15 protein-coding genes are annotated in these 12,042 nt (G+C 52.4%); 8 read left to right on the forward strand and 7 right to left on the reverse strand.

What is annotated here, in order from left to right; genetic code table 11:
* Positions 1 to 11 precede the first annotated feature (11 nt).
* From rpmG to radC, 3 genes are all read right to left on the reverse strand, one after another.
* On the reverse strand, positions 12 to 179 hold the full coding sequence (gene rpmG, locus J4645_RS19610; RefSeq protein WP_001051798.1) for a 50S ribosomal protein L33: 168 nt from the start codon (positions 177 to 179) through the stop codon (positions 12 to 14).
* A 20-nt stretch (positions 180 to 199) separates the two neighbouring features.
* On the reverse strand, positions 200 to 436 hold the full coding sequence (rpmB, locus tag J4645_RS19615) for a 50S ribosomal protein L28 (protein WP_001519051.1): 237 nt from the start codon (positions 434 to 436) through the stop codon (positions 200 to 202).
* Positions 437 to 653: 217 nt separating this feature from the next.
* Complete coding sequence (gene radC, locus J4645_RS19620; RefSeq protein WP_000380129.1) at positions 654 to 1,319, reverse strand: DNA repair protein RadC; 666 nt, start codon at positions 1,317 to 1,319, stop codon at positions 654 to 656.
* A gap of 175 nt (positions 1,320 to 1,494) precedes the next feature.
* Between radC and coaBC the strand changes: the two genes are divergently transcribed.
* The 3 genes from coaBC to slmA all read left to right on the forward strand — a co-directional run bounded on the left by coaBC (position 1,495) and on the right by slmA (position 3,855).
* Positions 1,495 to 2,715 (forward strand): bifunctional phosphopantothenoylcysteine decarboxylase/phosphopantothenate--cysteine ligase CoaBC, encoded by a 1,221-nt coding sequence (gene coaBC, locus J4645_RS19625; protein ID WP_023214561.1) that lies wholly within the window; start codon positions 1,495 to 1,497, stop codon positions 2,713 to 2,715.
* On the forward strand, positions 2,693 to 3,151 hold the full coding sequence (dut, locus tag J4645_RS19630) for a dUTP diphosphatase (protein ID WP_000976078.1): 459 nt from the start codon (positions 2,693 to 2,695) through the stop codon (positions 3,149 to 3,151). Before coaBC ends, dut begins: the two co-directional genes overlap by 23 nt.
* 107 nt (positions 3,152 to 3,258) lie before the next feature.
* The gene (gene slmA / locus J4645_RS19635; protein WP_000818607.1) at positions 3,259 to 3,855 is read left to right on the forward strand and encodes a nucleoid occlusion factor SlmA; all 597 of its coding nucleotides are present in this window, start codon (positions 3,259 to 3,261) and stop codon (positions 3,853 to 3,855) included.
* Positions 3,856 to 3,932: 77 nt separating this feature from the next.
* On the opposite strand, the gene pyrE is transcribed toward slmA, so the two are convergent.
* Both pyrE and rph read right to left on the reverse strand, forming a co-directional pair.
* Complete coding sequence (gene pyrE, locus J4645_RS19640) at positions 3,933 to 4,574, reverse strand: orotate phosphoribosyltransferase (RefSeq protein ID WP_000806167.1); 642 nt, start codon at positions 4,572 to 4,574, stop codon at positions 3,933 to 3,935.
* Between the two features lie 79 nt (positions 4,575 to 4,653).
* The gene (gene rph, locus J4645_RS19645; protein ID WP_001247078.1) at positions 4,654 to 5,370 is read right to left on the reverse strand and encodes a ribonuclease PH; all 717 of its coding nucleotides are present in this window, start codon (positions 5,368 to 5,370) and stop codon (positions 4,654 to 4,656) included.
* Positions 5,371 to 5,495: 125 nt separating this feature from the next.
* Between rph and J4645_RS19650 the strand changes: the two genes are divergently transcribed.
* A complete protein-coding gene (locus J4645_RS19650; protein ID WP_000621347.1) occupies positions 5,496 to 6,359 on the forward strand; it encodes a YicC/YloC family endoribonuclease in 864 nt (287 codons plus the stop codon).
* A gap of 49 nt (positions 6,360 to 6,408) precedes the next feature.
* Here the strand turns inward: J4645_RS19650 and J4645_RS19655 are convergent, their stop codons facing one another.
* Positions 6,409 to 7,311 (reverse strand): LysR family transcriptional regulator, encoded by a 903-nt coding sequence (locus tag J4645_RS19655; protein ID WP_001050870.1) that lies wholly within the window; start codon positions 7,309 to 7,311, stop codon positions 6,409 to 6,411.
* Between the two features lie 73 nt (positions 7,312 to 7,384).
* On the opposite strand from J4645_RS19655, the gene J4645_RS19660 reads away from it, so the two are divergent.
* The gene (locus J4645_RS19660) at positions 7,385 to 8,269 is read left to right on the forward strand and encodes an HARLDQ motif MBL-fold protein (RefSeq protein ID WP_001608835.1); all 885 of its coding nucleotides are present in this window, start codon (positions 7,385 to 7,387) and stop codon (positions 8,267 to 8,269) included.
* A 247-nt stretch (positions 8,270 to 8,516) separates the two neighbouring features.
* Positions 8,517 to 9,134 (forward strand): trimeric intracellular cation channel family protein, encoded by a 618-nt coding sequence (locus tag J4645_RS19665; RefSeq protein ID WP_000924334.1) that lies wholly within the window; start codon positions 8,517 to 8,519, stop codon positions 9,132 to 9,134.
* Here the strand turns inward: J4645_RS19665 and ligB are convergent.
* Positions 9,131 to 10,816, reverse strand: a complete 1,686-nt coding sequence (gene ligB, locus J4645_RS19670; RefSeq protein ID WP_023214560.1) for an NAD-dependent DNA ligase LigB — start codon at positions 10,814 to 10,816, stop codon at positions 9,131 to 9,133. The genes J4645_RS19665 and ligB overlap by 4 nt on opposite strands.
* A gap of 256 nt (positions 10,817 to 11,072) precedes the next feature.
* On the opposite strand from ligB, the gene gmk reads away from it, so the two are divergent.
* A complete protein-coding gene (gene gmk / locus J4645_RS19675; protein WP_023214559.1) occupies positions 11,073 to 11,696 on the forward strand; it encodes a guanylate kinase in 624 nt (207 codons plus the stop codon).
* A gap of 54 nt (positions 11,697 to 11,750) precedes the next feature.
* Positions 11,751 to 12,026 carry a DNA-directed RNA polymerase subunit omega gene (rpoZ, locus tag J4645_RS19680; protein ID WP_000135058.1) on the forward strand — a complete coding sequence of 92 codons (276 nt, stop codon included), beginning with the start codon at positions 11,751 to 11,753 and terminating at the stop codon, positions 12,024 to 12,026.
* Positions 12,027 to 12,042 lie beyond the last annotated feature (16 nt).

The raw sequence follows: 12,042 nt of genomic DNA on the forward strand, positions 1-12,042 counted from the left end.
CAAAGCGAGAATTATTTGATTTTCGCTTCTTTGTAGATCACGTGCTGACGGACAACTGGATCGAATTTTTTCAGTTCCAGTTTTTCCGGTTTAGTACGTTTGTTCTTCGTAGTGGTATAGAAGTGACCAGTACCAGCAGAAGAAACCAGCTTGATTTTCTCACGAATACCTTTAGCCATGACTTATTTCCTCTTAGTACTTAGTACTTTTCGCCACGGGCACGCAGTTCAGACAGAACTGTTTCGATGCCTTTTTTATCGATGATACGCATACCTTTAGCAGATACACGCAGGGTGACAAAACGCTTCTCGCTCTCAACCCAGAAACGGTGAGAGTGCAGGTTAGGCAGGAAACGGCGTTTAGTCGCGTTCAGTGCGTGGGAACGGTTGTTACCGGTCACCGGACGCTTGCCAGTAACTTGGCAGACTCGGGACATGTCTATTCTCCAAAAATCAAATTAGCTCGAGCTTCGTATGGGGTATCGGCGCCTCGTCAGGCTTTACAGCCTGGTCATCGCGCAGTTCTATTGAACTCTCGATTGCCAGGCCCAAATGCCAAACCCGAGATTCTCAAAGGTGGCGTAGTATACGCTGACCCGGCGATATGCTCAAGTCCCGAACAGACAAAGATCCCGATGGATCGCGCAAAGAATCTTAAATCCAGCCGCGTTCGGCAAAAGAAACGTACTCTCCGCGCCCAATTATCAGGTGATCGAGCACCCGGATATCCATAAACTGGCAACACTTTATCACGCGCTCAGTGATAAGTTTATCTGCTTTACTTGGCTCTGCGCAGCCTGAAGGGTGGTTATGCGCCAGAATGACCGCTGAAGCATTGAGTTTAATCGCTTCCCGAACAATCTCACGCGGATGCACCTCTACGTGGTTAAGCGTGCCGGAAAACAGGCGGCTGTGCTGAAGCACCCGGTGCTGGGCATCGAGGAAGATCACCAGAAAGATCTCACGCTCTTCACCCGTCAGTTGGCTTTGCAGAAATTCCCGCGTCATTTCCGGACTCAGCAACGCACTTTCCTCATTCATGCGCACGCTGTAATAGCGCCTTGCCAGCTCAGCAATGCCTTTCAACTGCGCGAATTTCGCCAGGCCGATGCCGTTTACGCCGCGAAACTGCGCAAAGTCCGCCGACAGCAGGCCATACAGTGACCCAAAGTGCTGCAATATCTCTTTTGCCAACGTCATAACATCTTTTCCCGGCGTGCCGGTACGTAAAAAAAGCGCCAGCAGCTCCACGTCGCTGAGGGAAGCAATGCCGGATCTGAGCATTTTTTCACGCGGTAATAATTCGTCCAACGTATCCATACGCGCACCTCCTTTTTTAAGGAAGCGGCATAGTGGCACAGCCTTTGGGAGAGATCGACGCCCCGATTTTGTTCTTGCGTAGCGCCTCGCAAAGTGGAGCGCAGGCAAAGACACGACGCCGTAGAGATTGTGATAAAATAGCCGCCTTTCAAAGTCACCCAACAGGAAAGACATGATGAGCCTGGCCGGTAAAAAAATTGTTCTCGGCATTAGCGGCGGTATCGCTGCGTATAAAACGCCGGAGCTGGTGCGCCGTTTACGTGAGCGCGGCGCTGACGTTCGCGTGGCAATGACCGAGGCGGCAAAAGCCTTTATTACCCCCCTGAGCTTACAGGCAGTGTCGGGCTATCCCGTATCCGACAGTCTGCTTGACCCTGCCGCCGAAGCCGCGATGGGGCATATCGAGTTGGGGAAATGGGCCGACCTGGTGATTCTTGCCCCCGCGACCGCCGATCTGATCGCCCGTGTAGCATCGGGTATGGCTAATGATTTAGTCTCCACCATCTGTCTGGCGACGCCAGCCCCGGTGGCCGTTCTTCCGGCCATGAACCAACAGATGTACCGCGCTGCCGCCACGCAACATAATCTGGAGGTGCTCGCCTCTCGCGGCCTGTTCATTTGGGGGCCGGATAGCGGCAGTCAGGCGTGCGGCGATGTAGGACCAGGCCGAATGCTGGATCCATTAGTTATCGTTGATAAGGCCGCCGCGCATTTCGCTGCCGTCAACGATCTGCGACATCTTAATATCATGATTACGGCAGGCCCGACGCGCGAACCGCTCGACCCGGTGCGTTATATTTCCAACCACAGCTCAGGTAAAATGGGCTTCGCTATTGCGGCGGCCGCAGCGCGTCGCGGCGCAAATGTCACGCTGGTCTCCGGTCCCGTTTCGTTACCAACGCCGCCTTTTGTAAAACGGGTTGATGTCATAACCGCGCTGGACATGGAAGCCGCTATTCAGGCCGCCGTTCAACAGCAGCACATTTTCATTAGCTGCGCCGCCGTGGCTGACTATCGCGCAGAGACTATCGCCAGTGAAAAAATCAAAAAACAGGCGGCGCAAGGTGATGAATTACTAATAAAAATGGTCAAAAACCCGGACATTGTCGCCGGGGTGGCCGCGCTCAGTGACAATCGACCCTATGTTGTTGGGTTTGCCGCGGAAACGAATAATGTGGAAGAATACGCCCGGCAAAAACGTATCCGTAAGAACCTTGACCTGATTTGTGCAAATGATGTTTCTCTTTCAAATCAAGGATTTAATAGCGATAAAAACGCTTTACACCTTTTCTGGCAGGATGGAGATAAAGTCTTACCGCTTGAGCGAAAAGAACTCCTGGGCCAATTATTACTCGACGAGATCGTGACCCGTTATGATGAAAAAAATCGACGTTAAGATTCTGGACCCGCGTGTTGGTCAGCAGTTTCCGCTGCCGACTTATGCTACTTCTGGTTCTGCCGGGCTTGACCTGCGCGCCTGTCTCGACGACGCCGTAGAACTGGCGCCTGGCGCAACAACGTTGGTGCCTACCGGACTGGCCATTCATATCGCCGATCCATCACTGGCGGCAGTCATGTTGCCGCGTTCGGGCCTGGGCCATAAACATGGTATCGTGCTGGGTAACTTGGTCGGGCTGATTGATTCCGATTATCAGGGGCAGCTGATGGTTTCGATCTGGAACCGTGGTCAGGACAGTTTTACCATTGAACCGGGCGAACGTATCGCGCAAATGGTGTTTGTTCCGGTCGTTCAGGCCGAATTTAATCTGGTGGAAGCATTTGACGCCACCGAACGTGGCGAGGGCGGCTTCGGTCATTCTGGCCGTAAGTAAATTTTACGCATCCCCATAACGTCATAATACTGCCGCAAGCGCTGAGTTTGCGGTTATAGCGTGGGTGCTCGCCTGGCAAGTGCTTATTTTCAGGGGTATTTTGTAACATGGCAGAAAAACAAACTGCGAAAAGGAATCGTCGCGAAGAAATACTTCAGTCACTGGCGCTGATGCTTGAATCCAGCGATGGAAGCCAACGCATCACGACGGCAAAACTGGCGGCCTCGGTCGGCGTTTCCGAAGCGGCGCTATACCGCCATTTTCCCAGCAAGACCCGCATGTTCGATAGCCTGATTGAGTTTATCGAAGATAGTCTGATTACCCGTATCAATCTGATTTTAAAAGATGAAAAAAACACCAGCACGCGTTTGCGCCTGATTGTGTTGCTGATTCTGGGTTTTGGCGAACGCAACCCTGGCCTGACGCGCATTCTTACCGGGCACGCGCTGATGTTTGAACAGGATCGCCTGCAGGGGCGCATTAATCAGCTTTTTGAACGCATCGAAGCGCAGCTCCGCCAGGTGCTACGAGAAAAAAGAATGCGTGAAGGCGAAGGCTACACGACGGATGAAAATCTGCTGGCAAGCCAACTGTTAGCCTTCTGTGAAGGTATGCTTTCACGGTTCGTGCGTAGCGAATTTAAATACCGCCCAACGGACGATTTCGACGCCCGCTGGCCGCTTATTGCCGCTCAGCTACAGTAACGCTGACTGGATAGTGGCTCACGCCTTATCCAGGCGACAGAAACATAGGCCCGGTAAAGCGCCACCGGGCAATTCGCTTACACGCCAAATTCTTCCCGGTATGCTCGCACAGCCGCCAGATGCTCAGCCATATCAGGTTTTTCTTCCAGATAGGCAATCAGGTCTTTCAGCGTAATGATGGAGATAACCTTACAACCATAGTCGCGCTCCACTTCCTGAATCGCGGAAATCTCGCCGCGGCCACGTTCCTGACGATCCAGCGAAATCAGTACGCCAGCCAGTGTAGCCCCGTGCGCCTGAATAATCTCCATCGACTCGCGAATCGCCGTACCTGCGGTAATCACGTCATCCACCAGCATCACGCGGCCCTGTAGCGCGCTGCCCACCAGACTCCCGCCTTCGCCATGATCTTTTGCCTCTTTGCGGTTAAAGCAGTACGGCAGGTCTTTATCGTGATGTTCCGCCAGCGCAACCGCCGTCGTCGTCGCGATCGGAATACCTTTGTATGCGGGGCCAAACAACAGATCAAATTCAATACCGGAATCCACCAGCGCTTCGGCATAAAAACGGCCTAACAACGCCAGGTCGCGCCCGGTATTAAACAGCCCGGCGTTGAAGAAATAGGGGCTTTTGCGCCCGGATTTCAGCGTAAACTCGCCAAACTTTAGTACCTGCTTGTTAAGCGCAAACTCAATAAACTGGCGCTGATACGGTTTCATGGATTCGCTCCTTTTCTTACTTTCATCATTTACGAAATTTACGGACAAAAAAAAAGGCGACTTTTCAGTCGCCTTAAAATCAATTTTCTAACGCCGCCTTCTGCGTCGCCACAATGGATTCAATTCCCCCTCGGGCCAGCGCCAACAAAGTGAGAAGTTCTTCATGGCTGAACGGCTCGCCTTCCGCGGTGCCCTGTACTTCAATAATGCGGCCGTCTTCAGTCATCACGACGTTCATGTCGGTTTCTGCGGCGGAATCTTCAACATATTCCAGATCGCAGATCGCTTCGCCGTTAACGATGCCTACGGAAACCGCCGCCACCATGCCTTTCATCGGGTTGGTTTTCAGCTTACCGTTGGCAACCAATTTATTCAGCGCATCCGCCAACGCCACGCAGGCACCGGTAATAGACGCTGTACGCGTACCGCCATCGGCCTGGATTACATCGCAGTCCAGCGTAATGGTAAATTCGCCGAGCGTTTTCAGATCGACCGCCGCACGCAGCGCACGCGCGATCAAACGCTGAATTTCCATAGTACGACCGCCCTGCTTACCCTTTGCTGCTTCACGCGCATTACGGGTATGGGTAGCGCGAGGCAACATGCCATACTCTGCGGTGATCCACCCCTGGCCTTGTCCTTTCAGAAAACGTGGGACGCCTTCTTCAATAGAGGCGGTGCACAACACTTTGGTATCTCCAAATTCGACCAGTACCGAGCCTTCAGCGTGTTTTGTATAGTTACGGGTCAGGGTTACGGGACGCACCTGATTAGCGCTACGGCCTGCTGGACGCATATTGAGATCTCCGGCTTAAAACGAATGTGGCTGCGCATTATACGGACTTCCGATGGTTATTCCTATCCTGACAAGGCCTGGATAGCTATAATCCCCTCATCTCTCCTTTAAAAACGGGAACATCTATGATCCGCAGTATGACCGCCTACGCCCGGCGTGAAATCAAGGGTGAATGGGGTAGCGCGACCTGGGAAATGCGCTCGGTAAACCAGCGTTATCTGGAAACTTACTTTCGTCTGCCGGAACAGTTCCGTAGTCTTGAACCCGTCGTGCGCGAACGCATTCGTACACGCCTGACGCGCGGCAAAGTCGAATGTATGCTGCGTTTTGAACCCGATGCCAGCGCGCAAGGCGAGCTTATTCTGAATGAAAAACTCGCGAAACAATTAGTTAGCGCCGCAAACTGGGTCAAAATGCAGAGCGACGAAGGGGAAATCAATCCGGTTGATATTTTGCGCTGGCCAGGTGTCATGGCGGCGCAAGAGCAGGATCTGGACGCGATTGCCGCAGAAATTTTAGCCGCGCTGGACGGTACGCTGGATGACTTTATCATCGCGCGCGAAACGGAAGGCCAGGCGCTGAAAGCGCTGATTGAACAACGTCTGGAAGGCGTCAGCGCCGAAGTAGCGAAAGTCCGCGCGCATATGCCGGAAATCCTGCAATGGCAGCGTGAACGCCTGGTCGCGAAGCTGGAAGATGCTCAGGTTCAGTTGGAAAACAACCGTCTGGAGCAAGAGCTAGTGATGATGGCGCAGCGCATTGATGTGGCGGAAGAGCTGGATCGTCTGGAAGCGCACGTCAAAGAGACTTACAACATTCTGAAGAAAAAAGAGGCGGTAGGTCGCCGTCTGGACTTCATGATGCAAGAATTTAACCGTGAGTCGAACACCCTGGCCTCCAAATCCATCAACGCTGATGTAACTAACTCCGCTATTGAATTAAAAGTGTTGATCGAGCAAATGCGCGAGCAAATCCAGAATATTGAATAATTCTGGCGCTCAATATGTCACAGAGCCCGCCTTATGCGGGCTCTCGCGTTTATCGGTAGTACGTTTTTAATTTCCGGCGAATAGCGTCGATAAGGCGTCGCTTCCACTCTACCGTCGAAGCCCGATACTGCATAAAAATAGCGCCTTCCGCCTGCTCCCCGGCAAGCGGCAGGACAAAAAGACCGCGCTTATCGGATAAATTTTCATACCAGGGGCGCGGTACAATCGCCATTAGCGGCGCCGACTGGACAGCAGGCGCAAGTTGACTGTAATCATGACAAACAAACGCCAGCGGACGTTCAAACCCGGCACGAGCCTGCTGCCTGTCCAGTTCGTTGTTCTCTTTTGTCCACGGCAAACAGTAAATGTGCTGATAATGCTGTAGATCAGCAAAATTCAACGCTGTGGCATTCTCCAGACGTGAACGCAATGGCGCGCCATAAACCGCGATCAAACGCGTAGTCCCCACCCGCTCGTAATGCAGAGCGCTGACCTGCTTTTGATGGTCGCCAATTGCCAGCACCAAATCAACCGAGCTATCCAACAGTTCATCACGCCAGGGTCGGCGGGCAAAAGGAAGGCACTCGATCACCGCCTGATGAAGATGACCTTTCTCTGCGAGAACAGGCGTAAGCAGCGCGTTCAATGCGGGAGGAAGTACCACCCGGAAACAACGGGAGCCGTTCTCTTTATCGCCAAACAGCTCCTCATTAAGCGAAACAAACACAGGCGCCAATTTGTCACGCAGCGCCTGCGCATAAGGCGTAGGAATCTGGCGGTTCCCTTCCCGTCGAAACAACGGGTCGTTTAGCGCATCGCGCAATCTCATTAACGCATGACTTACCGCAGAAGGCGACAAAGCCAGCTTTTGCGCCGTTTTCCCCGTAGAGCTCGTCTCCAGCAGCACATACAGTACTTTTAACAGGTTCATATCCATTTGCAGCAAGTTCATTAAACGTCTCTCTTATTGAACCTGGCTAAATTACTGCCAGGTATACTGCGGGCGCTTCAATCAGGAGAACATTATGAATCGCTATGCATTATTCTTTGTATGTATATTTTCAACATCAGCACTTCCTGCCATGGCGGCATTAGATCCTTCACAACCGTTATCACCCGCGCCTCCGTTATCACTGTTTAAAGCGTGGGCTAAGCCTATAAAGCCGTTTCAAATCACAGAAGGCGTGTGGTATGTCGGCACGGAAAATCTCTCTTCTATTCTGCTGACCACTCCGGCAGGGCATATTCTTATTGATGCGGGGTTGGATGAAAGCGCACCGCAAATTAAAGCGAATATTGAAGCGGCAGGATTCCGCCTCACAGACATACGCTATCTATTGAACAGCCATGCGCGGCTGGATCAAGCGGGGGGCATGGCACGTTTGAAAGCGTGGAGCGGCGCACAATTGGTCGCCAGCCAACCCAACGCCGATCAGATGGCGAGGGGTGGACGAGAGGATTTTGCGCTTGGCGATGCGCTCCCCTTCCCGCCCGTCACCACTGATAAAATTATCCACAACCAGGAAAGCATCAGCCTCGGAGGGATAACCGTGACAGCACTATTCACGCCTGGACATCTGCCCGGCTCAACTTCCTGGCGCGTAACGCTCCGCAACGGCAAGACGCTAATTTACGCAGATAGTCTCGCCACACCTGACTATCTGCTGATTAACAACAAAAATTACCCTGACCTGGTTACTGATATTCAGAGCAGCTTTAAAACACTGGCCGCCCAGCATGTTGATATCTTTATTGCCAACAAAGGTGACCGCTTCGGGCTACTGGAGAAACGACAGCAACTTCGCAACGGCGATACACAGGCATTCTTTGATTCCAATGGCTTGCAACAGTATGTGGAACGCTCGCGCCAGCGCTTCATCACACAACTTACCGCACAGCAGCCACAATGAAATGACTCACCGGCGGCGCGTCCAGGGCGCCGTTCAGGTAATTTATCTAAGTCAAAACAGAAAAACCTTGCATACAATAAACCACAAAAATGATGTACAATTTATTGATATATATAATAAATAATTATTAACCATAAATTTAAAATCATTACTAAAATTTATTAATCGTATAATGCCTTAGAAAATCTCAATCGTGATACAGCGCACAAATCGTTAATCTTCGCCCCCAGTAAATTAGGGGGAAATCATGCTGTTGCACGTTCTTTATTTAATTGGCATCACTGCCGAGGCCATGACGGGCGCACTCGCTGCGGGTCGCCGTCGCATGGATACATTCGGCGTAATTATTATTGCTACCGCCACCGCCATTGGTGGAGGCTCGGTTCGCGACATTCTGCTCGGTCACTATCCGCTGGGTTGGGTGAAGCATCCCGAATATGTCATTATTGTGGCGACTGCCGCTGTATTGACCACCATTGTTGCTCCCGTCATGCCCTATTTACGCAAGCTTTTCCTGGTACTTGACGCGCTGGGGTTGGTGGTTTTCTCTATTATTGGCGCTCAGATAGCCCTTGATATGGGCGAAGGGCCAATTATCGCCGTGGTAGCCGCCGTCACTACCGGCGTCTTTGGCGGCGTGCTCCGCGATATGTTCTGCAAACGCATTCCACTGGTGTTTCAAAAAGAGCTATATGCCGGCATTTCGTTCGCCTCGGCGGTGCTCTATATTGCGCTACAACATTACGTCATGAATCCGGATGTCGTCGTTATCTCTACGTTACTGTTTGGCTTTACAGCAAGGTTATTAGCGCTACGTCTTAAACTTGGCCTGCCGGTATTTTATTACCGCCATGAAGGGCACTAAGACCCAAATCCGGGAATATGCTGAGCAGCCAGCCATCTGCTCAGCGCTTTGATCTGCGGATTATCCCGCCAGTCGATAACTCTCCCGGCACGGCGCTCGCCCGTCGATGGCAACTGCCGCCAGTGTTGCTCTGTTCGCATTAATAACTGCTCCCATGAGCGATCGCCGCTGGCCTGTAATGCGGCCTGCGTTAAGGGGATATCCATCGCCATGATCCAGCGGGTAAACGGCTGCCGGCGAGCCAGGTTAAATTGCCGCCATATCTGCTCGCTTTTTCCTTTAGCAAAGCCTGGCGTGTTGGCTATTTGCGCTGACGTCAGGGCAAGCCAGGAGAAGATATGCTCAAAGCGATGCGTCTGATGCAAGGCCCGCCAGCTGGCTTCGCCCATTCCGTCCAGACCCAACGCCGATCGTGATCCCAGCCATACCAGCCTGGAGATAAACTGTTCCTGACACGTTGCCGACGCGTAAAAGCAGGTCAGCGAGTTGAAATGGCTATCAGGCGGTACAGGCTTACTCCGCTCACGACTCCGCCAGACGACCTCATCAAGCCGGGGAATGCCTTGCCCGGCCAGACTCACCAGGATCTGATCGCCCGGCGCGATATCCCACGCTTCCCAACGTTTCACAGAGCCGATATTGACCCGCTGAACCCGCTTATCATCCAATATAACGGGGACAAGCGACGCTACTACGGTAATTTTGCCGCTTTTCCCCACCGAGAACTGAATAGCGCTCACTTGCGCGACCTGCGCTACTGGCGGATATTTCCATGCTGCCAGCCAGTCGCCCTGCCCGGGTCGCCAGTATTGTGCCGCGGGCTCTTTAGCCATGCGTATCACTACGCCATCCGTCACAAAGGGCAACGCTGACGTCAGCCATGACTGGCGCGCCCGCTCGACCTCGCTGGCATCTTTTACCGCCAGGGAATATTTCTTCGTCAGACTGAATCCAGCCTTAGCAAGTTGGCTTAACCTTTCGGGCATATTTGCCGGACCGTCCGGCCACGCCCAAATAAAAATACCCAACGAATTTAGCGCGGAGGCGTTATCCTGGCGCATTAACATTCCTGCGACTTTCGAGCGCGCATTCATCCCGCCCATTCGTTGCTGGATATGTCCCTCGCGCTGTAGAAAGATTTCGCCCTGCAACACCGCGTTAGCTAGCGCGCCTTGTGTTGTCTGCGGTATAGAGGGGATCAGGCGAATTTTTGGCGTCCAGTCCTCGCCTTGTAGTCCGTTACCCCGGCTGATAGCCCTGGTCAGTTTACCGTTTTGATAAACCAGCGTTACCGCTACGCCATCCACTTTTGGTTGTACCCAAAGCTCGCTGCGCCCGCGCATCCACTGTTCTACCGCCTGTCGGTCCGCGAGTTTGCGTACGCCCGTGTGCGCAACAGGATGCATTGTTGTACCGTTTAACGGCGGTGAAACCGGAGTAGATGATACATCCTGACCAACACAGCGTTGCCACTGAACCAGCCTTGCGCTGAGTTGGTCGTACACACTATCGTCAACCGCGCTAACACCTTGTTTCCAGTAGATGTCATTCCAGTCAGCGAGCTGTTGCTGTAAACGGGCGATTTCTTCAGCGGCCCTTGCTGGCGGCCAGGTCGGGCAAAGCGCCCCACTCTGCGAATGCCACAATAAAATTCCCCACGCCATGCTTTTCCATAATCTCATCACGACCTCCTGCGCACATTGCCCGGCAGGTATAGCGCTTTAGTGAATAAAAACCGACAGGTAAAAATGCATCATCCGAGCCACTTTCCAGATTTTTTGGTGGGTTGCTGCAACGACGCGATAAAAGCGGAAAAAGGGACGCAAAATGCAATAATCTGGCGCAAAAAGTGTGACAAAGACTACGTCGCATAACGGCGATGTGTATAATAAGCCCGTATCAAGGCTCTATTTCGATAATCACAGACGTAAGATACTCATGGCTCAAGGTACGCTTTATATTGTTTCTGCCCCCAGTGGCGCGGGTAAATCCAGCCTGATTCAGGCTTTATTAAAAACCCAACCGTTGTATGACACTCAGGTTTCCGTTTCACATACCACGCGCGCGCCGCGTCCGGGTGAAGTGCACGGTGAGCACTATTTCTTTGTAAATCATGATGAGTTTAAAACCATGATTGGCAGGGAGGCGTTTCTGGAGCACGCGGAAGTGTTTGGCAATTACTACGGCACTTCGCGCGAAACCATTGAGCAAGTGCTGGCAACCGGCGTTGATATTTTTCTGGATATCGACTGGCAGGGCGCCCAGCAAATTCGCGAAAAGATGCCGCAAGCACGCAGCATTTTTATTTTGCCGCCGTCAAAGATCGAATTGGATCGCCGTTTACGCGGCCGCGGGCAAGATAGCGAAGAAGTCATTGCCAAACGAATGGCGCAAGCGGTTGCAGAAATGAGCCATTACGCCGAATATGATTATCTTATTGTGAATGACGACTTTGATACCGCGTTAAGCGACTTGAAAACCATCATTCGCGCTGAACGTCTGCGTATGAGCCGCCAAAAGCAGCGTCATGACGCTTTAATCAGCAAATTGTTGGCAGACTGAACCCACTTTCAGTATCATGCCCAGTCATTTCTTCACCTGTGGAGCATTTTAAGTATGGCACGCGTAACTGTTCAGGACGCTGTAGAGAAAATTGGTAACCGTTTTGACCTGGTACTGGTCGCCGCGCGTCGCGCTCGTCAGATGCAGGTAGGCGGAAAGGATCCGCTGGTACCGGAAGAAAACGATAAAACTACCGTTATCGCGCTGCGCGAAATCGAAGAAGGTCTGATTAACAACCAGATCCTCGACGTCCGCGAGCGCCAGGAACAGCAAGAGCAGGAAGCCGCTGAATTACAAGCCGTTACCGCTATTGCTGAAGGTCGTCGTTAATCACAAAGCGGGTCGC

Source organism: Salmonella sp. 32082101201600294FB01SM01 (assembly GCF_017572865.1).
GTDB classification, from domain to species: Bacteria; Pseudomonadota; Gammaproteobacteria; order Enterobacterales; family Enterobacteriaceae; genus Salmonella; species Salmonella enterica.